Origin of the sequence: Sphingomonas oligoaromativorans (assembly GCF_011762195.1) — a bacterium.
GTDB lineage: Bacteria > Pseudomonadota > Alphaproteobacteria > Sphingomonadales > Sphingomonadaceae > Solisphingomonas > Solisphingomonas oligoaromativorans.
Map to the genome: position 1 here is coordinate 1 of NZ_JAASQK010000013.1, position 22494 is coordinate 22494.

General features: G+C 65.2%; 27 protein-coding genes and 1 pseudogene. 15 read left to right on the plus strand and 13 right to left on the minus strand.

The window, feature by feature from the left end; translation table 11 throughout:
* Positions 1-51: 51 nt before the first annotated feature.
* Positions 52-354 carry a GntR family transcriptional regulator gene (locus tag FHS98_RS19170; protein WP_425057361.1) on the minus strand — a complete coding sequence of 101 codons (303 nt, stop codon included), beginning with the start codon at positions 352-354 and terminating at the stop codon, positions 52-54.
* A gap of 125 nt (positions 355-479) precedes the next feature.
* Between FHS98_RS19170 and FHS98_RS17465 the strand changes: the two genes are divergently transcribed.
* From FHS98_RS17465 to FHS98_RS17485, 5 genes are all read left to right on the plus strand, one after another.
* Positions 480-929, plus strand: coding sequence for a DoxX family protein (locus FHS98_RS17465; RefSeq protein ID WP_243848094.1), 450 nt, complete (start codon positions 480-482; stop codon positions 927-929).
* A gap of 2 nt (positions 930-931) precedes the next feature.
* Positions 932-1525, plus strand: a complete 594-nt coding sequence (locus tag FHS98_RS17470) for a glutathione S-transferase family protein (RefSeq protein WP_167108293.1) — start codon at positions 932-934, stop codon at positions 1523-1525.
* Positions 1526-1657: 132 nt separating this feature from the next.
* Positions 1658-2449 carry an SDR family NAD(P)-dependent oxidoreductase gene (locus FHS98_RS17475; RefSeq protein ID WP_167108296.1) on the plus strand — a complete coding sequence of 264 codons (792 nt, stop codon included), beginning with the start codon at positions 1658-1660 and terminating at the stop codon, positions 2447-2449.
* A gap of 55 nt (positions 2450-2504) precedes the next feature.
* Positions 2505-3182 (plus strand): DUF1223 domain-containing protein, encoded by a 678-nt coding sequence (locus tag FHS98_RS17480; protein WP_341786099.1) that lies wholly within the window; start codon positions 2505-2507, stop codon positions 3180-3182.
* A gap of 70 nt (positions 3183-3252) precedes the next feature.
* Positions 3253-4011, plus strand: coding sequence for a YkgJ family cysteine cluster protein (locus FHS98_RS17485; RefSeq protein ID WP_167108299.1), 759 nt, complete (start codon positions 3253-3255; stop codon positions 4009-4011).
* 136 nt (positions 4012-4147) lie between these two features.
* On the opposite strand, the gene FHS98_RS17490 is transcribed toward FHS98_RS17485, so the two are convergent.
* The 5 genes from FHS98_RS17490 to FHS98_RS17510 form a co-directional block, all read right to left on the minus strand.
* Positions 4148-5092: a hypothetical protein gene (locus FHS98_RS17490; RefSeq protein WP_243848095.1), complete on the minus strand. Its 945-nt coding sequence runs from the start codon at positions 5090-5092 to the stop codon at positions 4148-4150.
* Between the two features lie 62 nt (positions 5093-5154).
* Positions 5155-5538: a thioredoxin family protein gene (locus tag FHS98_RS17495; protein ID WP_167108304.1), complete on the minus strand. Its 384-nt coding sequence runs from the start codon at positions 5536-5538 to the stop codon at positions 5155-5157.
* 25 nt (positions 5539-5563) lie between these two features.
* On the minus strand, positions 5564-6286 hold the full coding sequence (locus FHS98_RS17500; RefSeq protein WP_167108307.1) for a cytochrome c biogenesis CcdA family protein: 723 nt from the start codon (positions 6284-6286) through the stop codon (positions 5564-5566).
* The gene (locus tag FHS98_RS17505) at positions 6283-6774 is read right to left on the minus strand and encodes a DoxX family protein (protein ID WP_167108310.1); all 492 of its coding nucleotides are present in this window, start codon (positions 6772-6774) and stop codon (positions 6283-6285) included. Before FHS98_RS17505 ends, FHS98_RS17500 begins: the two co-directional genes overlap by 4 nt.
* 70 nt (positions 6775-6844) lie before the next feature.
* A complete protein-coding gene (locus tag FHS98_RS17510) occupies positions 6845-7117 on the minus strand; it encodes a BufA1 family periplasmic bufferin-type metallophore (RefSeq protein WP_167108313.1) in 273 nt (90 codons plus the stop codon).
* Between the two features lie 209 nt (positions 7118-7326).
* Here FHS98_RS17510 and FHS98_RS17515 point away from each other — a divergent pair.
* The 5 genes and pseudogenes from FHS98_RS17515 to FHS98_RS17535 all read left to right on the plus strand — a co-directional run.
* Positions 7327-7854: pseudogene (locus FHS98_RS17515) on the plus strand (sigma-70 family RNA polymerase sigma factor); the annotation flags it as partial.
* 7 nt (positions 7855-7861) lie between these two features.
* The gene (locus FHS98_RS17520) at positions 7862-8503 is read left to right on the plus strand and encodes a DUF1109 domain-containing protein (protein ID WP_167108316.1); all 642 of its coding nucleotides are present in this window, start codon (positions 7862-7864) and stop codon (positions 8501-8503) included.
* 65 nt (positions 8504-8568) lie between these two features.
* A complete protein-coding gene (bufA2, locus tag FHS98_RS17525) occupies positions 8569-8841 on the plus strand; it encodes a BufA2 family periplasmic bufferin-type metallophore (protein WP_167108319.1) in 273 nt (90 codons plus the stop codon).
* A 60-nt stretch (positions 8842-8901) separates the two neighbouring features.
* Positions 8902-9732: an MNIO family bufferin maturase gene (gene bufB, locus FHS98_RS17530; protein WP_167108322.1), complete on the plus strand. Its 831-nt coding sequence runs from the start codon at positions 8902-8904 to the stop codon at positions 9730-9732.
* Positions 9729-10541 carry an HvfC/BufC N-terminal domain-containing protein gene (locus tag FHS98_RS17535; protein WP_167108325.1) on the plus strand — a complete coding sequence of 271 codons (813 nt, stop codon included), beginning with the start codon at positions 9729-9731 and terminating at the stop codon, positions 10539-10541. The genes bufB and FHS98_RS17535 overlap by 4 nt, the downstream gene beginning before the upstream one ends.
* Before the next feature lie 212 nt (positions 10542-10753).
* Here the strand turns inward: FHS98_RS17535 and FHS98_RS17540 are convergent, their stop codons facing one another.
* A complete protein-coding gene (locus tag FHS98_RS17540) occupies positions 10754-11650 on the minus strand; it encodes a LysR family transcriptional regulator (RefSeq protein WP_167108328.1) in 897 nt (298 codons plus the stop codon).
* Between the two features lie 226 nt (positions 11651-11876).
* On the opposite strand from FHS98_RS17540, the gene FHS98_RS17545 reads away from it, so the two are divergent.
* Genes FHS98_RS17545 through FHS98_RS17560 form a run of 4 tightly spaced genes read left to right on the plus strand, consistent with a single transcriptional unit; the run spans position 11877 to position 14499 of the window.
* A complete protein-coding gene (locus FHS98_RS17545) occupies positions 11877-12611 on the plus strand; it encodes an SDR family NAD(P)-dependent oxidoreductase (RefSeq protein ID WP_167108434.1) in 735 nt (244 codons plus the stop codon).
* Between the two features lie 52 nt (positions 12612-12663).
* The gene (locus tag FHS98_RS17550) at positions 12664-13416 is read left to right on the plus strand and encodes an SDR family NAD(P)-dependent oxidoreductase (RefSeq protein ID WP_167108331.1); all 753 of its coding nucleotides are present in this window, start codon (positions 12664-12666) and stop codon (positions 13414-13416) included.
* 29 nt (positions 13417-13445) lie between these two features.
* Positions 13446-13856: a nuclear transport factor 2 family protein gene (locus FHS98_RS17555; protein WP_167108334.1), complete on the plus strand. Its 411-nt coding sequence runs from the start codon at positions 13446-13448 to the stop codon at positions 13854-13856.
* A gap of 10 nt (positions 13857-13866) precedes the next feature.
* Positions 13867-14499, plus strand: coding sequence for a class I SAM-dependent methyltransferase (locus FHS98_RS17560; RefSeq protein ID WP_167108337.1), 633 nt, complete (start codon positions 13867-13869; stop codon positions 14497-14499).
* A gap of 512 nt (positions 14500-15011) precedes the next feature.
* Here FHS98_RS17560 and FHS98_RS17565 read toward each other — a convergent pair.
* The 5 genes from FHS98_RS17565 to FHS98_RS17585 all read right to left on the minus strand — a co-directional run bounded on the left by FHS98_RS17565 (position 15012) and on the right by FHS98_RS17585 (position 21681).
* A complete protein-coding gene (locus tag FHS98_RS17565) occupies positions 15012-18218 on the minus strand; it encodes an efflux RND transporter permease subunit (RefSeq protein WP_167108340.1) in 3207 nt (1068 codons plus the stop codon).
* A gap of 3 nt (positions 18219-18221) precedes the next feature.
* Positions 18222-19367: an efflux RND transporter periplasmic adaptor subunit gene (locus FHS98_RS17570; RefSeq protein WP_425057362.1), complete on the minus strand. Its 1146-nt coding sequence runs from the start codon at positions 19365-19367 to the stop codon at positions 18222-18224.
* A gap of 4 nt (positions 19368-19371) precedes the next feature.
* On the minus strand, positions 19372-20610 hold the full coding sequence (locus FHS98_RS17575) for a TolC family protein (protein WP_167108343.1): 1239 nt from the start codon (positions 20608-20610) through the stop codon (positions 19372-19374).
* Between the two features lie 60 nt (positions 20611-20670).
* A complete protein-coding gene (locus tag FHS98_RS17580) occupies positions 20671-20931 on the minus strand; it encodes a hypothetical protein (protein WP_167108346.1) in 261 nt (86 codons plus the stop codon).
* Between the two features lie 87 nt (positions 20932-21018).
* Complete coding sequence (locus FHS98_RS17585; protein ID WP_167108349.1) at positions 21019-21681, minus strand: cation efflux transmembrane domain-containing protein; 663 nt, start codon at positions 21679-21681, stop codon at positions 21019-21021.
* Between the two features lie 67 nt (positions 21682-21748).
* Here FHS98_RS17585 and FHS98_RS17590 point away from each other — a divergent pair, with 67 nt between their 5' ends.
* The gene (locus FHS98_RS17590) at positions 21749-22141 is read left to right on the plus strand and encodes a MerR family transcriptional regulator (protein ID WP_167108351.1); all 393 of its coding nucleotides are present in this window, start codon (positions 21749-21751) and stop codon (positions 22139-22141) included.
* 25 nt (positions 22142-22166) lie between these two features.
* Here FHS98_RS17590 and FHS98_RS17595 read toward each other — a convergent pair whose 3' ends face one another.
* The gene (locus FHS98_RS17595) at positions 22167-22493 is read right to left on the minus strand and encodes a copper-binding protein (protein WP_208402358.1); all 327 of its coding nucleotides are present in this window, start codon (positions 22491-22493) and stop codon (positions 22167-22169) included.
* Position 22494 lies beyond the last annotated feature (1 nt).

Genomic DNA, 22494 nt, shown 5'->3' on the forward strand with positions numbered 1-22494 from the left:
CCCCATGACCTGATGATCAAACAGGCGGCATGAACGACAACCGGGATTAGCTTAACTCAGCCGCCAAACTGTCCAAGAAGGCGGGACCACCTCAATCCTCGGCTGTGCGACGAATGTGCCGCGCCCACGCCGTATCTCGACCATCCCGCGCTTGACCAGACTCTGGACGGCGGAGCGGACGGTCGTGCGGCTCACCGCAAAGTCCCGGACGAGCTCGTCCTCTGACGGAAGCCGTTCTCCGAGCTCAAGCTCGCCAGTCGATATGCGGGCCGCGAGAGTGGCTTCCACCTGCGCGTAAAGAGGAAGGCGATCAGTTTCCGACATCATAAATCCTCTATGACATAGTGACATCATTATGTCTGTAACGGATCGGTCTGTCGGCGCGTAGAATGATGAACCGCCGCCAGGAGATCAGAATGCCCATATTGATGCGACAGCTCATACCTTCCACTAAGGGGTTCGCACCGAGCGTTACCGCGATGCCGATCCGTCTGATCGTCGGCTACGGCTTCATGGAGCACGGCTTCGCCAAGCTGGGCCGGGGCGTCGACGGGTTCGCCCACATCCTCCAAGCAATTGGCATGCCCTTCTCTTCGCTGCTGGCTTGGTCCACCGTCCTGATCGAGATTCTCGGAGGGCTCGCCATCCTGCTCGGCGCATTCGTCGCGCTCGCCAGCATCCCAATGGCGATCGTCTTGATTGTTGCCATCCTCACCGTCCACTTCCCGAATGGGTTCAGCTCAATCAAGCTGCAGTCCTTCGGCCCCGACGGAGCACATTTCGGCCAACCAGGCTACGAATGCGACCTGCTCTATCTGGCCGGGCTCGCCGCGCTCGTCCTCGGCGGCGCTGGTCCTCTCTCCATAGACCGGCTCATTTCCCACACACTGGGGCGAGAGACCGAAACACTGCCCCACCAAGGCCGATGAACATGGAACTCTGGTATACGACCACCTCGCCCTTCGCCCGCAAGGTTCGGATCGCCGTTGCCGAGCTCGGCCTCACCGATCAGATCGCCCTGGTGCGCGTCGACCCGTGGACCGACGACCGGCTCCGCGAGCGCAATCCCCTTTCCAAGGTGCCGACGCTCGTCCTCGACGATGGCACCGCGCTGCCCGAATCCAGCCTCATCTGCGAATGGCTCGATCACCTGTCGGATGAGCGGAAGCTATGTCCGGTCCAAGGTCCCGACCGCTGGCGCGCGTTGCGTCTCCAAGGCATCGCGGACGGGGCGGCAACCGCCGTCGGCCGGCTCTTCGCCGACGAGCACCGGCCCGAGACCGAGCGCTCGGAGGCAATGATGGTTCGGTTCGCCGCTGCCCGCGACAGCGTGCTTGATGCTCTCGAGCCCGAGGACCTCGACGGCGAACCAAGGATCGGCGAGATCGCTGTCCTCGCGCTGCTAGGCTATCTCGATTTCCGTTGGCCCGAACGGGACTGGCGATCTGGACGGCCGCGGCTGGCGAATTGGGCAAAGCTGATGTTCAAGCGACCATCGATGGCCTCGACGGTGCATTCGATTTAGCACGTTACCATGGCTTTGGCGCGCGGGTCTGCCTTCGACTTCGTATGCCGGTGTGTAACCACGCGACGCGCTCGCCCGTAGGCTCACCGAACGAGCGCCGAGAATCTCGCGTCGCGTTATCGGAGGTCAGCAGTGAACATTGACGGCAAACGTGTCCTGATCACCGGCGGTTCAAGTGGGATCGGACTAGAAATGGCCCGCCTCCTGCTGACATCGGGTGCGAAGGTGGCAATCACCGGCCGACGGGGCGATGCACTCGCAGATGCCGTTGCCCAGCTCGGGCAGGGCGTCGTGTCGATCCAGGGCGATGTCGCTGACGCGCAAGTTCGATCCGCCATGCTGTCTCGGGTCACCGAAGAATTGGGTGGCCTCGATATTCTGGTCAACAATGCCGGCGGCGTCAGGGCTGGCCGGCTCGAGAACACGTCAGAGTCCGAAATCCGCCAGATGATCGACGTCGACCTCGTCGCGCCGATCTTGCTCACGCGCGAAACGCTTCCCCTCCTTCGAGCGAGCGGTGACGCGCTGATCGTCAACGTGAGCTCGAGCATCGCGCTCGTCGGCCTGCCGTTCTACGCAACTTACGCAGCCGCGAAGTCGGGCTTGGCCCATTTCGGCGAGTCTCTGCGTCGCGAACTCTCGGGCGAGGGAATCGGTGTCCTCACCGTCTATCCGACCGCGACCGATACGCCGATGATGCAAACATCGGGTCTCGCACGCGATGGTGGTCGCGAGACTGCCTCGGTCGTCGCCGCGCATGTCATCGAGGCCATCCGGTCCGGCGCGATCGAGGTCGTTCGCGGTGACAAGGAGCGTCTCGCGATGGTGGCGCTCAATAAGGCGGACCCCGCGACTGTCGATGCGGCCTTCGTGAAGCAGAAGGATGCGATCGAGGCAGCCGCCCGCGACCATTCAGCGCTCTGACGACGTGAAAGTCGGGAGATTAGCGATGTCCTTTTGTCGAGACGGCATCGCCTGCGTGAGCGCGGCGGCTGCAATCATGACGCTTATGGGCGCCGCGCCTTCAATGGCCCAGAACAGCCCGGTGGTGGTCGAGCTCTATCAGAGCCAGGGCTGCTCGGATTGTCCGCCGGCACAAGATAATCTGAACCGGCTTGCCGATCGCCCCGACGTGCTCGCTCTGTCCTTCGCCGTCACCTACTGGGACTATCTCGGGTGGAAAGACAGCTTCGCCTCACAGCAGTTCACCCAGCGGCAGCGCGACTATGCCACGCGCAGCGACACGGGTGAGGTCGCAACCCCGCAATATTGGATCAACGGCCGCACGACTGTGCTCGGCGCCAATCCGGCGCGCGTCGCGCAAGTGATGGCGCAGGAGCACCTTACCGGCGGTCCTCCGGTATCCTTGTCGGGCAACAAGATCGCGATCGGGTCTGGCGGCGCTCCGCACGGCGGCGCCGACGTGTGGCTGGTGCGCTACGATCCCCGAACGATTCAGGTCGCCGTGCGCGCCGGCGAAAATGGGGGCCGCACACTCCCTCACCGCGACGTCGTGAGGAAGCTGACCAAAGTGGGCCGCTGGACCGGCGCGCCGCTGTCGATCGCGATCGCACCGGGGAAGGATGCGGCGTGGAAAACGGCCGTATTGCTCCAGGCGGGCGACGGCGGACCGATACTCGCGGCCGCGAAGGGGTGACCGTCGACGCGGCCGCCCTCGTACCAGATCCACGTCGATCACCCCTTACCTGACCAACAAGGACCAACCGTTGGATATTCATTTCGACTGCACGCAGTGCGGCCGCTGCTGCCACAATCTCAAACTTCCGCTGAGTGTCGATGAGGCGAAGCGCTGGGCGAAGAACGGCCACGAGGTCCAGTTGCTGATCGAGGCGACACCGGCCTACGAGGTGCCGGAGCGTGGCTCGCCTGAGCGCTATCGTTTTGATCGGTCATTCCCTGCGATGAGCGGGTCGGTTCCGATCCGGGTAAGCGTCATCGTTGTGGCTGCGTTTGAAGGCGCTTGCCCACATCTCCTCCAGGATATGCGCTGCGGTGCCTATGAGACACGACCGACGGTCTGCCGTATCTATCCTGCGGAGGTCAGTCCCCGCGCTCAGCTTGTGCCAGCGCAGAAGGCATGCCCTCCCGGGGCCTGGCTGCCCGACCAGCCGCTGCTGTTGTCGGACGGGGTCATCGCGGACAATGAATTGTCGTTGCTGATCGACGCGCATCGCGCGGCATCCCTTGCCGACGTGGAGCTCAAGCAGCAGGCCTGTCGGTCTCTTGGCATCGCAAGTGCAGCCTTTGCGAACGAGGGATACGCGCTCTTTTCGCTCTTACCGGACATCGTCGACGAGGTCTTCGCGAACCGGCTCCTCGCACCGTTGGAGGACGCCGAGGCAGCGCAATGGCAGTTCGTGACGAACCGGCAGCCGACACTCATCATGCTGGAAACGGTCGAGGCCACGTCGAAGGTGATCAGCCGCGGCGACACCTACATCGGTTTCTTCGAAGACGATATTTGAGACATTCTGGCGGCGAGAGCCGTGGCTTGACCTGCTGGAGATCGCCTCGGGTCCAATCGATACTGTGACGCCGGGAGGTCGAAGTCTCACAGCTGACCCGGGCCCGCACGCGTAACCAAGTCTGGCGTAGATCATCTCAAACCTTCTTCGTGAAGGCTTCCGGCCGGGTGATACGAGCGGCCAGAGCTGCAAGCTCCGCTCGCGGGTCGAAGGTTACGGTGCCATCGGCCGCGCTACGAATGCCTAGCCGCTCGAACAACTTGCCAAGATCGGTCGCAACGCGGTCCTGCGAGAAGCGTCGATAGAGTGGCTCTAGCGCCGTCACGCCGCAGGCATGATCGCCGATCGCCATCATCTGTTCGGGCTGCCACGTCACGATGTTGCCGCCGCTCGCGGCCGACACCGCCCGCATTGCGTCGACCAAACTAGCCCGTCCGCCACTTTGCTCCCAGATCGCGACTTCGGCCTCGAGCCAGAAGGTCGCACCGCCCCAATAGAGACGGCCCCAGCGATCCGTGCCGTCCATGCCACCTTCTTCGGCCATGGGCTCGCCGCGCGGCATTCCGCGCAACGATTGAGACCAGACATCCGAGATCGGCAGCTCACCCGCCTGCGCGCGCGCGATGGGTTCGAGCCAAGTCGCATTGCCCTCCTGCAGCCACAGCGCACGACGCGGGAGATCCGGTAGCGAGGCGTGCATCATCTCGTGAACGAGGATCCAGTCGTTGCGAAACGCCTTCGGCGCCGCATCCCGGCCGACATGGATTCGGGTAGCAGAGCCCGCAAAGCCGAAGGTCGTTCCGTGGCCGACCGTGTCGCTGTCCTCGGCGATGACGAGCAAGCCATAGTGCTTGATCGGGAAGTGGCCGAAATAGGTGGCGATCGCTCTGGCCGCCATTCCGACCCACAGGCGGACTTGGTTCCGATCGAGGCCCGGCGCGCCGTCCGCGAAGACTAATACGATCGAGCCGCCGTCGAGATCGATGCGTTCACCCGGCTGATCCGCGAGCGCCCGGTAGAGCGTCCGCGGATCATCGTACCGATCGGCCGCGCCGACCGATCGGAGCGCAACTCCGGTCATGCCTGCTCCACCGAGCGCGGCGAGTAGAAGGCGCCGGCTGAGGAGCGACATCGCGATCGCTCCTACTTCAGCGGTGTCGCGGCGAACGCCTTGATCTGGTCCGCCTGGGTGACGCCAAGGGTCCGGCCCACTTCGCGGCTCCCCTTGAACGCGATCAAGGTCGACTGCTGATTGATTCCGAGCGCCTTCTTCTCGGCAATCTGGTGGTCATAATCGAGCCGCAGGATTACGAGCTTCGCATAATCGGGTGAGGCCGCGATGGCATCGAGCGCGGGGGCCTGCGCGCGGCATGTGGGGCACCAGGGCGCGAACGCATCGATCAGCACGGGCTCGCCCTTCGCCTGGGCCGCCTTGAGCGCAGCGATAGAGAAGGGGCGGATCGGCTGTGCCGCGGCCGGAACGGCCGCCAACGCCAAAAGGGCGACGAGCAAGAAGGTCTTGAGCATAATTTTTCTCCGATGTTCGAGGCAATCAGATCGAGGTGGTGAGGTTGGTCAGCCAGTCGGGCGAGTGCATCAGCACCAGCGTTTCGAAGGCGCGATCACCGCCCGTGACGATGAGCACGGCAACGGCGGCGACGAGCGCGCCGAGTGCCCGCCTGCCGTTCTGACCGGCGCCGAGCAGCCGGCCGCGCCACCGCGCCAGCACCGAGCGTGCAACGAAAGAGATCGCGACGAGCACCGTGGCGATGCCGAGCCCGAACGCGCCCATCACGACGGCGACGGAGCCGAGATCCTGGCCCTGCGCGGCGAGAATGGTGGCGGCGCCGAGGGTTGGGCCGACACACGGGCTCCAGACCAGGCCGAGCAGGGCGCCGATCGCCGCCTGACCGAGCAGGCCGAAGCGTTCCAGTCGCTGCTGGCGCTGGCTCGCCCAATTGGCCAGCGGTCCGGCAAGCCGTTCGAAGCTGTGCTGGAGGGCCGGTACGAGAAGGACGATGCCCAGCGCCAGCAACAAGACCGCGCCGACGACGCGCACCACGTCACTGTCCAGTCCGATCGACGCGCCGAGCGTGGCGATTACAAACCCAGTGGTCGTGAAGGAAAGGACGAGGCCAACGGCGAGTGAGAGCGGTCCGTGGCGATGCTTCTGTGCGGCCCCACCGAGCACGATGGGGACCAGCGGCAGCACGCACGGCGACAGGATCGTCAGCGCGCCGGCCGCATAGCCGAGGACGGGGTTGAGCGTACTCATGCGACGACTTTGAACGGTGCGCGGATGTCATCCTGCTCCGGCAGGCTGCCGTCGAGCCCGATCAGCCGATCGAGCGACCAGCCGCCGCCACCCAGCGCAATGAGCGGGAGCAGCAGCCCGGCCCAGCTCAGATGCGTCGGCCAGGCGTCGGGATAGACGAAGATCTCGATCACGCTGGTCATGCCGAACAACGCAAGCGCGGACGGCTTGGTGAAAAAGCCGAGCGTGAGAAGGATGGGGAAGAGATGCTCCGAATAGGTGGCGACATGCGCCGCGATGACCGGATCCATGAACGGAAGCGCATAGTCTGTCCGAAAGAGTTCGTAGGTCGCATCGGTGATGTGCAGCACACCGTCGACCTTGGTGCGACCCGACATGAAGAAAACCGCGGCCACGCCGAGCCTCGCTACGAGAAGCAGGAAAGACTGCGGAAGGAGCCGTGAAGCCAGCGCACCGGCGCGGCGATAGGCGAGGATGGGCGACGACATGGCTATCCTTTCGTTGCTTGGGCGGGCTGTCCGTCGTCGCGGGTCGCACGACGACAGACGCCGCCGGCGATCACGCCTTGGGGGTGAGCGAGCCGAAGCCCTTCGGGGTCTTGATGGTGGTGCAGGTGCCGGCCTTGACCAGCTTCCACGCATTGCCCTGATAGCTGATCTTCGAGGTGCCCGCGCACGACGTGCCAGCACCAGCCTTGCAGTCGTTCTTGCCGGCGAGCGAAACGCCGTAGCACTTCTCCATCGCGGGCTTCGCCTGGTCGGCGGCATGGGCGGAGCCGGCGACGAGGCCGAGAGCGAGCGTTGCGGCAAACGCCGCATGGGTCTTCGTCATGATCGAAAGATCCTTGTTTCTAGCCTCTCGCGCGGCCGGCAGAGGGGTGTTACCGGCCGCGCGGTGACCCAGGGGAGGCTGGAAGCGGGGCCACGTCGCCCCTACGCGGCACCTTCCGGCGCGGTTACACGCCGCGTATCGAACTATTGTTCTGGGCGACGATGTAACCAGCATGGGGACACGCACGTAGGCGTTGACCGGGAGCGCGAATGCAGGTCAGCGAAGATCAGCTCAAGGCGTGGATGACAGGTGGCCTCGACGGTGACGCCGGGGCGCACGAGGCGTTGTTGCGGGCTCTGCTTCCGCTGCTGCGCAGCTTCTATCGCCGACGACTGCGCGGAGCCGACGATGATGTCGAGGATCTAGTGCAGGAAACGCTCATTTCCATTCACACGCGCAGAGCGAGCTATGATCGTGACCGGCCCTTCACGGCCTGGTTCTACGCGATCGCGCGTTATCGCCTGATCGATCATCTCCGCCGTCGCCGTGCCTCGGTGCCGATCGAGGACGTTGAAGCGATCCTCGTCGCCGAGGGCTTCGAGGAGGCGGCTTCAGCGCGCATGGATGTCGACGCGCTTCTGTCGACCCTGTCGCCCAAGCAGGCCCGAGCGATCCGCGACACGCATGTCGACGGTCTCAGCATTGCCGAAGCCGCAGAGAAAGCCGGCACCGGGGAATCCGACGTGAAGGTCTCGGTCCATCGAGGCCTCAAGGCTCTCGCCGCCCGGCTGAAGGGGACCGGCCATGAACACCGATCAGTTCATCAGCTCGCTGACCAGAGACGTCCGCCGCGTGCCGCGCCGAGCTCTCGCGCAACGGATCGGCGGGGGGATAGCGGGCGGAGCCGTGGTCACGCTCGTGCTCGTCACGGTACTTCTGGGTGTCCGGCCCGATCTCCACGTCGCGATGCACGGCTTCGCGTTCTGGATGAAGTGGACCTACACGATCTCGCTTGGGGTCGGCGCGGTCTTCGCGGTCGCGAGACCGTCGCGACCGACGCCATCGTCGCTGCGCGGTGCATGGCTGCTGGCCGTCCCGGTCCTGCTGCTCGCCGGCATCGGCATCGGTGAACTCGCGACCACACCCTACAAAGACTGGCTCGCCATGTGGCTGGGGCAGAGCTGGAAGGTCTGTCCGTGGCTGGTGCTCAGCCTTTCAATGCCGATCTTCGTGGGCCTGCTCTGGTCGTTCCGCCGCATGGCGCCGACCCGCTTGCGCGCCGCCGGTGCCGCGGCGGGCCTCGCCGCCGGCGCGTGGGCAGCGACCATCTATTGCCTGCACTGTCCGGAGGTTTCCGCGATCTTCGTGCTGACCTGGTATAGCCTCGGCATCCTACTTGCGGCCGGCATCGGAGCCTTGGTCGGTCCCAGACTTCTCCGCTGGTGATCCTGTAACCGTCCCTGGACGCGCTGCGTAGGGGGAGCGCCATTCCGGCATACCAGGAGATGTTTATGACCCCCTCGAAGTCCGCCGTCGGTTTCGCCGCTGCCGCCGCTCTGATCGCCATGTCGGGCGCCACCGTCAGCAGCCCCGTTTTCGCCAAGAGCGGCGCCTCGAAGATCGTGCCGTGCTACGGCGTGAACTCCTGCAAGGGCACCTCGGACTGCAAGTCGGGCAAGCACGACTGCAAGGGCCAGAACGAATGCAAGGGTCAGGGTTTCAAGGATCTGACCGCCAAGGCGTGCACCGCCCAGCACGGCAGCCTGACCGCGCCGGCCAACTGATCCCGTCCTGAGGGCCGGCTCTGCGAGCCGGTCCTCCCCCTTATCGTGCAGGAGCGCATCATGCTGACCCAGCACCAGTTCGGCTTAGGCCTGCGCAAGCCACATTACGCCGATTTCCTCGAGAGCGAGACAACCGTGCCGGTCGATTTCGTCGAGGTGATTTCCGAGAATTTCATGGTCGAGGGCGGGCGCCCCGTCGACGTCCTGTTTCGCGTTCGCGAACGCCACCCCGTTGCGCTCCATGGCGTGTCCATGTCCGTTGGATCCGCCGATGGCGTCGATCCGGACTATCTGCGCCGCCTTCGGCGCCTCGCTGATGCGATCAATCCGCTGTTCGTGTCAGACCATCTGAGCTGGTCGCGGATCGAGGGCTTCAATTCGCACGACCTCCTGCCTGTACCCTACATACAGGAGGCGCTCGATATCGTGAGCGCCAATGTTGCGCGCGCACAGGACGTGCTCGGCCGACCGATGCTGATCGAGAATCCCTCCAGCTATGTCTCGTTCACGGGCGACATGACCGAATGGGAGTTTCTCGCCGCACTCTGCGCCCGAACCGGCTGCGGCTTGCTGCTCGACGTCAATAACATCTTCGTCAGCGCGACCAATCACGGTTTCGATGCGATCGCCTACCTCGACGGGATTCCCGCCGAACGTGTGCGGCAGATCCATCTCGCTGGACACAGTCAGGGGCGCGATCTTCTGATCGATACCCACGACAAGCCAGTGCCGGATTCGGTCTGGTCGCTCTACGCCGCGGCGCTTGCTCGCCTCGGCCCGGTCGCGACGATGATTGAACGGGATGACGATATTCCGCCGCTCGCCGATCTACTCGCCGAGTTGGATGTCGCACGGCGCATTGCAGTCGATGAAAAGAGGCTGGCGGCATGAGCCTGCTCGCCCTTCAGCGCGACTTTCGTCAGTGGCTCGACACAGAATCTGCCGAAGCCGCAGCGCGGATCGGCGACCAGGCAACTCCGGGTCTCTCGGTTTACCTCAACAACTATCGCAGCGCGCTGATGGCGTGCCTTGCCGAAAGCTTTGGTTCGGTAAAAGCCTGGATCGGCGACGATGCTTTCGAAAGTGCGGCTGCGGCGCACATCGAAAGGCAGCCGCCCTGTAGCTGGACGCTCGACGACTATGCGTTGGAATTTCCAGAGACGCTCGACGCCATCTATGTGGCTGATCCGGAGATTGCCGAGCTTGCGCGTCTTGAGCGAGAGCTTGGCCGCATCTTCGTTGGCAAGGATGCCGAGCCGCTCGATGTGGCGACCCTCGCCGACATCGATTGGGAAGCAGCCACAATCGATTTCGTGCCCACGCTGACAATGATCGAGGTGACTACGAACGCCGCCTCGATCTGGTCGAGCCTCGCCGAGGATAAACGGCCGCCCGTCGCCGAAATGCTGCCTCGCCCCGCCTCCGTCGCTATTTGGCGCGTCGCCTTCATGCCGACTTTTCGGACGATCGAGGACGACGAACGGAAGGCCATAGAGGCGTTGGCTGGGGGGGCGACATTCAGTGCTTTGTGCGCGACGTTCGTCGGGGAGCATGGCGAAACGGAGGGACTGGCGCTCGCCGGGAGGCTGCTGAGCCAATGGATCGCGGATGGTCTTGTCGCGCGCATCCGGGATCAGAGCGTTCAGCCGGACAACTTAGCGGCGCGCATCTGCAAAAACGATTATCGGGTGGCTGAATGATCGACATGGGCGGCGCAAAGCCGACCAGTTTGTTTGCGCGACCGGAATGGCAGGTTTCAGCAAGAGCCGCCGCTCACTTCAACGAAGCTGAACGTCTTAAGCTGGTCGACCGCTGCCGGAAGCGATCGCCGGATCTTCAGGCTTCCAGGTCGGACCGCTTTTGGAGGCGTGTGGTGGCAAAACGGGCGCCTTCTCAACGAGGGCGCTGCACATTAGGCTTGCGAAATGGGCAGACCAGCGAGCAGCGAAGTGTAGGTCGCGAGTCTGCGGGACACGAACTCCGTGAACAGCCGTACGCGTGCTGTCTTGCGCGTCTCCCCTTGGGTGAGGAGCCAGAGCGTACCGTACATGTGCAGATCCGTGCCCGGCACCCTGGCCAGCCCAGGGTCGGTATCGCCGACGAAGCAAGGTAGCGTTCCGATGCCGAGCCCTTGCCGTATGGCGACGATCTGTGCTGCGGCATCGGTCGTCCTGAAGGGCACCGACATGGTGCGAACCCCGCCCTCCGACGCCCAATCCGGAATGCCGTGCATGCTGATGACGATCCACCGCATGGGATCCGCCGCGCCGGCGCGCCACGCTTCCAGTCGATCCCGGGACATGTAGACGCCGCCGAACACATCCGGTCCTTTCAGCCCGTGAAGATTGAGCGGCAGCGTCTTGCGCTCATAGACGACGCGGATTGCAACGTCGGCGTCTCGATTGGTGAGGTTTGCCAGCTCGCCGGATGTCAAGATGTCCATTTCGATGTCGGGATGCAGCCGCGCAAAATCGGCGAAGTCGGGGACGAGCAGATGTGTCGCGAGTATCGGTGTCAGGGTGACCCGCAGAAGACCGCGCACGCTCTGGTCGCGCCCGAGCACACGCGCCTCCAGCTGGTTGGATGACGCTTCCATCTGCTTGGCGAGTTCGACGACGTCCTCGCCGGCGTCCGTCAAGCGATAGCCTGACGGCAGCTTTTCGAACATCTGCGCCCCGAGGCGCTCTTCAAGCTGGGCGATGCGGCGCAGGACAGTCGCGTGATTTACCCCAAGGTGCTTGGCGGCAGCCCGCACCGACCCCTCGCGCGCGGCGGAAAGGAAGTAGCGTACATCATCCCAGTCGATCATGGTGCATTCCTGCGCCGCGAGGCGTGAGCTTCACACCCATAAAATAGCATTTCGAGCGTCCATATACAGGATCGCCGCCAAGTTCGATGCTCGACCGGATCATTTTCGCACCGCCGATGTGCGTATCTCCGCACTCGCCGCCTGAGGTCGGTGGACCCATGTTGAGGCTGTCCGGGGCCCCCCGCACAACCCGATATCAGAAACATCGAGACGAGAGATGCGCGATATGACGAGATTGAATGGAAAGACCGCGGTTATCACCGGCGGAGCGAGCGGCATCGGCCTGGCTGCTGCAAGGCGTTTCATCGAGGAGGGCGCGTTCGTCTTCATCTTCGGCCGCCGGCAGGACGCCCTTGACGCTGCCGTAGCCGAGCTTGGATCGAATGCCTGCGCGATAAAGGGCTCGGTCTCGGACGAGGCCGACCTCGACCGGCTATACGCGGTGGTGAAGGCCGGGCGCGGAACGCTCGATATCGTTTTCGCCAATGCCGGGGCGGGAAGTCCGCTTCCGCTGGGCCAGATCACCGCCGACCACATTGACGAGACATTCGACACCAACGTGAAAGGCACGATCTTCACAGTCCAGAAGGCGCTGCCGCTGATGGGCGACGGCGGCTCGATCATCCTTACCGGATCGAGCGCCGGCACCACCGGTGCGCCGGGCTTTACCGCCTATAGCGCGAGCAAGGCCGCCGTCCGCAACCTCGCCCGGACCTGGGCTGAGGACCTGAAGGGCACCGGCATCCGCGTCAATGTCCTGTCGCCCGGGGCAACCGCGACCGAACTCGCCAAGGAGGCTCTCGGCGAGGAGGGACAGAAGGCTTACGGCGCGATGACGCCGCTCCAGCGCATGGCCGATCCTTCGGAGATCGGTGCGGCGGCCGCCTTCCTCGCGTCGTCCGACAGCAGCTTCATGACCGCAAGCGAGGTCGCTGTCGACGGCGGCTTGGCTCAACTCTGACCCTGGCGCGGTCGCTGCGCACCGAACCACACACATCAAAGGATCAAACGCCATGAAAATGCTGGAAGGCAAGATTGCCGTCATCACGGGCGGAAGCAGCGGGATCGGATTGGCAACTGCCAAGCGCTTCGTCGAAGAAGGCGCGCACGTCGTGATCACCGGACGACGGGAAAAGGAATTGGTGAACGCCGCAGCCGCCATCGGAGAAAACGTCACTACAGTCGTAGGCGACGTTTCCCGGCTGGACGATCTGGACCGGCTCTATGCCGTCGTGAAGGCGAAACACGGCCATATCGACGTTCTCTTCGCGAATGCCGGCGCGGGAACGGTCGCGCCGCTCGAGGCGGCGTCCGAGGCCCATTTCGATCAGACGTTCGACGTGAACGTGAAAGGGCTGTTCTTCACGGTCCAGAAGGCGCTCCCGCTCTTCAAGGACGGCGGATCGATTATCCTAACCTCGTCGGTCTCCAACATCATGGGATTGCCAGCCTTCAGTGCCTATGCCGCGAGCAAGGCTGCGGTGCGAAGCTTCGCGCGCGCCTGGACGCTGGAACTGAAGGATCGCAACATCCGCGTGAATTCGATGAGCCCCGGGCCCATCGACACACCGGCCCTGGCGACGACGACGGGCCTCACGCCCGAGCAGGCCGAGCAGGCGGCTGCCCAGTTCGCTTCGCAGATCCCGATGGGTCGTAGGGGTGAGCCGGAGGAAATCGCGGCTGCCGTCACCTTCCTGGCGTCCGATGAGAGCTCCTTCATCACCGGGGTTGATCTCGCGGTCGATGGCGGCATGGCCCAGGTCTGACCCGGCATCGCAAGGTCGGAGAACTTCCCATGAGCATCGAGAAGAACATCCAGACCGTGAAGGACTTCTTCGCCGCGATCGGCGACGGGGACCGGAACAGTCTGGCAGCGCTGGTGACCGAAGACATCGAGTGGATCATCCCGGGCGAGGATTGGCCGCTTGCTGGCACGTATCGCGGGCTCGCGGGTGTGGCGGATGTCCAGGGTAAGGCGTCCGCGGAGGTGGAGACGACCTATCCAAAGCTGCCGGAATTCATGGCGCAGGGAGACCGTGTGATCGTCGTCGGCGTCGCGACCGGGAAAATCAAGGCCACGAGCAATCAGTTCAACGACGAATGGGTGTTCGACATGACCGTCCGCGACGGCAGGGTAGCGCGCATCCAGGAATATATCGACACGCAGGCGCTGGCACGGGCGTCGCGGACGGACAACCAAGCGTAAGGAGGTTCCGATGGACGACCAGACCAAGCTTTCAGAACTGACCCGCTTCGCCCACATCGGTGAGGGCTCGACCGTTATCGACGTCTATCCCGGCGGCGGCGACTGGACGAAGCGCTTCTCTGACATCGTCGGCCCGGAGGGGCGGGTCTACAGCTTCGTGCCGGCCGAAGTTGCGCACTTCGAGAGCGATCCGTTCGGCAAGATGCAGGCGCTGGCAAAGGAAGCGAGGCGCGGAAATGTCGAGGCCGTTTCTGCAGACCTCCTGGCGATGCCCGACTTCACGCGGCCGGCAGACGTTGTGTGGCTGCACCTGTTCTACCACGACCTTCACACCCAGCTGATCCAGGCCAAGGGCGCAACGGCAGCGGCTTTCAACCGCGCGGTCTTCGAACGGCTCAAGGCTGGCGGCGCCTATGTCATCGTCGATCACGCCGCGGCGGACGGGACCGGCACGAGCGATGCCCAATCGCTGCATCGGATCGACCCTGCCGCTGTCCGTCAGGAAGTGGAGGCGGCCGGTTTCATCCTCGATGCGGAAACATCCATCCTCGCGAACGACGGCGATCCGCATTCCGCAAAAGTGTTCGACCCTTCGGTGAAGGGCCACACGGACCGTTTCGCATTTCGGTTTGTGAAGCCCTGACGGGACGGCTGAAGTCTACCTTCGGTCGATCGTCCGTCTATCCATCGTCTGCGTCCGGCGAGCGTGACGAAGACGATGGAAAGCGCCGTGGCTGGGATCATCAGCGTAGCGGCGCGGCTCAGATTGACCGACCGCTTCTGTCGGAGCCGGACGATCAGCCGAGTGGCGTCGAGCGTCCGGCTCTGGGCGACTGCCGACGCCGAGCTGCCCATGAGCAAGGCGCCCATTTGTCGCCATTCCCGACCCACTGAGCCGTTCCTGATTCCGGTCAGTCCGGTTGCGAGCGCGCCGATAACTTCGTTCGTGGTTAGCAATAGCTGCTCGGGGACATTGCGGTCATTCCCGGCTGAACCGCCATATGTCGGCTTCTACCAAGATCGGACGTTTCCCCGCTATGGTCGTGTGGTCGACACAGTCCCGTTGAGAATTGATCGCAGCCTTGCCGGTTTGACTGCGATCAATTCGAACCAATTTCACGACATGTCAGAAAGTATCGTCCAAGCGTGGCATCATCACACCGCGCCCATCTTACACCTGTTCTGCAATCCCATCTCGCGTCTACCAAATCGTGAATACAGAGCGGGAAGCACGAACAACGTCAGGAGCGTCGCCGAGATGAGGCCGCCTATGACGACGGTGGCGAGTGGCTTCTGCACCTCGGCTCCCGCGCCATGCCCGAGGGCCATGGGAACGAAGCCCAGAGAGGCGACCAGCGCCGTCATCGCTACGGGGCGGAGCCGCACGAGGGCTCCCTGTCGAGACGCCTCTTCGCGCGAGCGCCCGTCGCGCATGAGATCCTGGATGGACGTGACCATGACCAGACCGTTCAGGACCGCGATGCCGGACAGGGCGATGAAACCCACAGCAGCAGAGATAGAGAAGGGCATCCCCCTCGCCACGAGCGCGAACACGCCTCCGATAAGCGCGAGCGGCACGCCGGTGAACACGATCAGGGCCTCCCGCGCCGTGCCAAGCGCTCCGTAGAGCAACAGCAGGATCAGCGCGAAGCAAGCGGGCACGACCAGAACCAGTCGCGCGCGCGCCGACACTAGGTTCTCGAACTGTCCGCCCCACTCCAGATAGGTGCCGGCCGGCAGCTTGATATTCTTACCGATAGCAGCCTGGGCGTCGGCCACGACGCTCGTGACGTCGCGCCCGCGCACGTTCGCCTGCACGACGACGCGGCGCTTTCCGTTCTCGCGACTGATCTGGTTCGGACCATCGTCGATCCGGATCTCGGCGACGCTGGCGAGCGGCACCGATGCACCGGAAGGCGTCGGGACGGGCACTTGGCCGAGGGTGTCGAAGTTCGCGCGATCTGCATCGGCCAGGCGGATCACGATCGAGAAGTGCCGGTCCCCCTCGAAGATGACGCCCGCCTCGCGGCCGCCGACGGCGGCCGCAACCACGTCCTGCACATCCTTCGCGGTGACGCCGAGACGGGCGGCCGCGTCGCGGTTGAAGGCGATGTCGAGCATGGGCAGGCCCTCGGTCTGCTCGACCTTCACGTCCTGAGCCCCCGGCGTCCGCCGGAGCACGGCGGCGATCTTGTCAGCCGTGGCATTCATCTGGCTGAAGTCGTCACCGAACACCTTCACCGCGACGTCGCTGCGGACACCCGCGATCAGTTCGTTGAAGCGCATCTGGATCGGCTGCGTGATCTCGTAGGCGCTGCCCGGCACGCCGGACAACCGCTTCTCAATCCGCTCGACCACCTCCGCCTTGGTTTCGCTCGGATCGGGCCATGCCTTCCTCGGCTTGAGCATGATGAAGGTGTCGGTTGCGTTGGGCGGCATCGGATCGGAGGCGAGCTCTGCGGTGCCGGTCCGCGAGAAGACGACGCGGATCTCCGGCATCCCGGAGAGGGCCTTCTCGATCTGGAACTGCATCTTCTGACTCTGCTCGACCGAGGTGCCCGGCACGCGGAAGGCCGAGACGAGGACATTGCCCTCGTCGAGTTGCGGCAGGAACTCTTGGCCAAGCATCGCATAGCCGCCACACGCCAGGGCAAGCGCGCCGACGGCGGCGCCGATGGTTAGCTTCGGCCGCCGCATTGCCCGGTCCAGACCCGGCTCATACAGTCCGCGCAGCCACGCGATGATCCGGCTCTCCTTCTCCTCGACCGGCTTGCGGAGCAGGCAGGCGATCGCGGCGGGCACGAAGGTCAGCGACAGGATGAAGGCGAAGACCAGGGCCATGATGACGGTGAGCGCCATCGGCTCGAAGGTCTTGCCCTCGACGCCCTGAAGGGTGAGCAGGGGCACATAGACGACGATGATGATGGCCTGACCATAGACCGAGGGGCGGATCATCTCGCGGGCAGCGTGCGCGACGACCGACAGGCGCTCCCCGACATCGAGCGTCCGGCCATGTCGGTGCTGGCTCTCCGCGATGAGCCTCAGCGCGTTCTCGACGATAATCACCGCCCCGTCGACGATGAGGCCGAAGTCGAGCGCGCCGAGGCTCATGAGGTTGGCCGAGACGCCGGCCCGGAGCATCCCGAACCCTGTGAGCAGCATGGTGATCGGGATCACGGTCGCCGCGATCAGCGCCGCGCGAAAATTGCCGAGGAGCGCGAACAGCACGACGATGACGAGCAGGGCGCCTTCGCCCAGATTGCGGGCGACGGTCGAGATCGTCGCGTTCACGAGCTGCGTGCGGTCGAGCACGGGCTCGGTGACGATGTCAGGCGGCAGCGAGGGATCGATACGGCGTAGCCGCTCCGCGACGCCCGTCGACACGGTGCGGCTGTTCTCGCTGATCCGCATGACGGCGGTGCCGGTCACGACCTCGCGCCCCGCCTCCGAGGCCGAGCCCAGGCGGATGGCCTGGCCCAGCCGCACGTCCGCCACTTGGCCGAGCAGGATCGGGACACCTTCGCGGGTGGCGATCACGGTCTGGCGAAGCTGGGCGATGCTGCGGATACGGGCATCGGCGCGCACGGCGAGGCCCTCGCCGTTGCGGTCCACGGTTCCGCCGCCGATCGCGCTGTTGTTGGCCTCGAGCGCCGTCGCGAGCTCGCTGAGCGACAGCTTGAGCGCCGCGAGTTTCTGGACGTCGGGAACGACGAGATACTGCTTGTCGAAGCCGCCGAGGGAATCCACGCCTGCGACGCCCGGCACCGACTTGATCTGCGGGGCGACGAACCATTCCTGGACGCTGTGGAGATAGGTCGCCTTGTCGGCTTCGCTGACCAGACGGTCGCCTTCGGGCGTGATGTAGCTGCCATCCGGCTGGAGGCCGGGTTCGCCCGGCTTGTGCCGCTCGGCTCCCAGTTCGCGATAGTGGAGCGTCCACATGTAGATGTCGCCGAGCCCGGTCGCGATGGCGCCCATCTCGGGCGTCACGCCGGCCGGCAGCGCCTCCTTCGCGTCGACGAGACGTTCGCCAACCTGCTGGCGGGCGAAGTAGATGTCGGTCGAATCCGAGAAGACCGCCGTGACCTGGGCGAAGCCGTTACGGCTCAACGATCGGGTGCTCTCAAGACCCTTGATGCCGGCGAGCGCTGTCTCGATCGGAAAGGTGACCTGCTTTTCGATCAGTTCCGGCGAGAGGTTGGGGGCGCGGACGTTGATCTGCACCTGGTTGTTGGTGACGTCGGGGACGGCGTCGATGGGCAGCCGCGATAGAGATACGGCGCCGATGAGGGCGGCTATGGTGGTCAGCAGCAGGACGAGCCAGCGCCGCTCCACCGCGAAGGTGACGATGCGATCGATCATGGCTCAGTCCTCGTCCCCGCCTTCGCTCTTGCCGAGTTCGGACTTGAGCGTGAAGCTATTGGTGGCCGCGATGGCCTCGCTGCCGGAGAGTCCGGATGTCACCACGACGCTGTCGCCGGCCTGCGCTCCCAAGGTGACGGGGGTCGCCTTGAAGCCGTGGGGCGTCCTGACGAAGACGACCGACTTGTTGCCGATCGTCTGGATAGCAGTAAGCGGCACGCGGATCGCGTCGCCGCCACCCGCCTTGATCTGGATCGCGGCGGTGACGGTCTCACCGACCCGCCACTGGCCCGCATGGTTGTCGACGGCGGCAATGACGGGAACGAGCCGGGTCTGTGGGTCGAGCGCTGGCGATACGAAGGTCACACGGGCCTCGCTGTTCCGACCGGGCGCCTTCACTTCGACGACCGCCCCTGACCGGACTCGTCCGGCATCGGCCGGGGACAGTGACAGTGAGATCGACAGCGTCGAGAGGTCCGCGACGCGGAACAGCTCGGCATCGGCCGCGACCGTCTGTCCGAGCACCGCGCTCCGGGCGATGACCTGCCCCGAAATCGGTGCAGCGACGCCGACGCGATTGAGTGAACCGCCTCCGCCGCCCGTGGCCGAGAGCTGCTGGCGGGCGAGCCGGAGCGCGATGTTGGCTTCGGTCGCGGCCGTGCGGACGGCGATCAGATCCTGTTCGGGCGAAACGCGCTCAGCGAAGAGGCGTTGTTCGCGCGCCAGATTGGACTGGGCTAGCGCGGCGCGTGCAGTAGCGGCTTCAACTTCGCCCTTGAGCGAAGCGGCTTCCCGGCTTTCTATCACCGCCAGCGTTTCCCCACGTCGAACGGGTTGGCCGAGATTGCGGTCGAGAGCGACCACGCGTCCGGCGATGGAGGCCGACACGACCTGCATCCCCTGCGGGTCCGCCTCCACGGTCGCGGGAAGCTCGATGGCCCCGCCGTTGCCGCCGACGGTGGCGCGGACGATCTCGATCGCCGCGGTTTCGATCTGCTGTCGCGTCAGTGTCACGGCATCGGGATCGCCCTTGGATTCCGCCGCTTCTCCCTTCTCGGAATTTTCCGCCTTGGGGGGCTCGGCGTGGCATCCGGCCAGCAGGGCTGCGAGGATGAGCGGCGACGCCGCCCGGTAGAGGGGTGACATCATCGGCTTAGTCCTTGGAGATCGTGGTGGTCAGGCGGTCGAGTTCCGCCTGCGCGTTATGAAAGGCGGCCAGAGCGTCGATCGCCGCCGCGCGGGTCTCCGCGAGCGTGCGCTCCGCGTCGATCAGATCGAGTTGCCCGAATTTGCCCTCGCGATAGCCGATGCGGGCGATGCGCGCGGCCTCCTCGGCAGATGCGAGCGCCGGTCCGGACGCCGCGCGTGCCGTGGCCACGGCGTTGGCCACGTCTGCCTGCGCCTGCGCGACCGCCTGATCGGTGTCGAGTTCGGCCGCACGGCGTAGCGCGGACGCGCGTTCCTGCTCGGCGCTCGCTTGCGCGACCGCCGCCGTCCCGCCGTTGAAGAGTGGAAGCGGGACCGAGATCCCGAACACGGCCGCGACATTGTTGTTGATCGGAAGCCGTCGGGCCCCCGCGCTGAGCGTCACGTCGGGGATGCGCTGCGATCGTGCCAGTTTCACCTGGGCGGCAGCGGCCTGTTCGTCGGAACGGGCCGTCGCGAGCGCCAGCGTCCGTCCGGCGTCCAGGGGCTGGGTCGGACCATAGCTGTCGATGCGGTCGAACCATCGTTCGTCGAGCGGACCGAGGACGGACCGGCCGATGCGGCGGAGGAGGTTGGCGTGCGCCAGTTCCGCCAGCCTGGTTGCGCGGTCGACGGCCGCGTCCGCGTTGACGCGGAGCACGTCCGCGCGCTGCTCCTCGAGTGGGGACGCGCGTCCCGCCGCCACGCGCACATGAGCGGCGCGAACTGCGTCGTCTGCGATCGTCGCCTGCGCGCGCGCCGTTGTCAGACGCCGATCCGCGGCGACGGCTTCGACATAGGCTTTGGTCACGGTCAGCCGAAGATCGGCTTCGGTGGCCGCCTGATCGATCGCGGCGCGGCGGCCCTGCGCGTCGGCGACGGCTATGCGGGCGGAACGCTTGCCGCCAAGTTCCACGGGCACGCCGACGGATACCGTCTGCTTGGGCGCCTCGACCAGATTATAGGCGCGCGAGCCGCCGACATTCTCGATGTCGGTGCTGATCGTCGGGTTGGGGCGGAGACCTGCGACGTCACGGGCCGCCGATGCGGCGCGGACGCCCGCCGAGGCCGCGTCCATGGTGGGTGCGGCGGATCGGGCGAGCTGGATGGCTTGGGAGAGGGTGAGGACGGGGGATGTTGAAGTTTGAGCCTGTGCCGAGGCGGCGCAGGCCGTCACGACCAAAACGGCCGCGATGACGCGATGCATGACGATTGCTCCTGACGTTGCGAAGGTCGGGCGGTTCACCGCCCAAGATTCGGGAAGGCGTCAGGCTCGGGGTGGACGATGGGTGGCTTCGGGATCGCCCATCGCGGCGACCTCCTCGCCCATCGGGCGAAGGCGTCGCGACGCAGGCAGTTCGACGGCGACCTGTTCGGCGATTGCCGGCAGACCTACGACATGGTCGTGGCAGGCAGCATGGTGGTGCGGATAGCCCTTGTCGGCGTCGGCCGCGACCTCGTCGACGTCGCCGATCACATGACCGAGAAGGCTGGCCTCTCGGGAGTCGAACGTGGCGATCGGCTCCATGGCATGTGCCGTCGAGACGGTCCCACATGCTAGGGCGAGCAGGAGAGACATGATCAGAGCGAAGAGGCGCTGCACCGATCCCTCCTATCAGACCACGGGGCGGCTGTAACGACGGTGCGATCCGTCGGCTGATGCCGCAGAAACGTCAAGCTCTCGGTGCGCCTGCCGCATGATCTGCGTCCCGCCCCAGAGGCCGAGCGTCGCCATGACGATGGCCACGACGATATCGGGCCAGTGCGACCGGGTTCCGAAGACGCCGAGCGCCGCGAGGACGACCGCGAGGTTGCCGATGGTGTCGTTGCGCGAACAGATCCAGACGGACCGCATGTTGGCGTCGCCGCTGCGGAAGCGGAACAGCATGAGCGCGACCATGCCGTTCGCAGCGAGTGCGACAATCCCCACCCCGCCCATGATCTCGGCGTGCGGCAGGCTGCCGTGCCACGCGGCCCAGAGGGACGACAGAAGGACGTAGGCGCCGAGGAACACCAGCGTCGCCCCCTTGGCCATGGCAGCGCGGGCGCGCCAAGTGAGAGCCATGCCGGCGACGCCGAGGCTGATCGCGTAGTTGGCGGCATCACCGAGGAAGTCGAGCGCATCGGCCTGCAAGGCGCGTGAGCCGCCGGCGATCCCGGCGACGATTTCGGCTGCGAACATGGTCGCGTTGACCGCAAGCGCGATCCACAGTGCGCGCCGCCAACGCGGATCCGTCTTCGGGCCCCCGCTGTCGGAGGCGCAGCTACTGCAAACCATGTCCCGTTCCTCGACCGACTCGGTGAGGAGACCTATATGAACCCTCTAGCAACTAGAGGGTCAAGGGATGCGGATCGGCGAGTTGGGCGAGGCGACGGCCACCAAGGTGGAGACCATCCGCTATTACGAGCAGACCGGCCTATTGCCGCCGCCCGAGCGGACGAGCGCGAACTACCGGCGCTACGGTGCCGATCATCTGGCGCGGCTCTCCTTCATCCGCCGCTCGCGCGATCTCGGCTTTTCGATCGACCAGGTGCGGGCGCTGCTCGACCTGTCCGACGACCGCAGCCGGGATTGCCGCACCGTCGACGAGATCGCGACCGATCATCTCCGCGAGGTCGACCGCAAGATCGCAGACCTTCAGGCGCTCCGCGCCGAGCTCAGCCGCCTGATTACCTCGTGCGAGGGCGGGACGACGGCCGAGTGTCGCATCCTCGAGGCGTTGGCGCCGGCCGGCTGACGCAGGCCGACGCCAAGCTCCTGCATCAACGAGGCTGGATCGCCGTCACCTCTGCATCCATGCCCTTGGTCCGCATGTCGAATGCGACCGCCTGGCCGACATGGACGTTCCTGAGCAGCGCAGGCGGTGTGGACTTGAACGTCATGGTCATGGCCGGCCAGCCGACCGCCGGGATCGGCCCATGCTTGATGGTGACCTTGGCGGCCTTCGAATCGAGCGCCGTGACGACGCCGACGCCTTTGCCGGTCTTCATTGCGGTATTCAATATACCGGGCATGTCCTTCATGGCCTGAGCCGATGCGACCGTGGGCACCAGGGCGAAGGCGAGAAGGCAGGCAGCAATGGCTTTCATG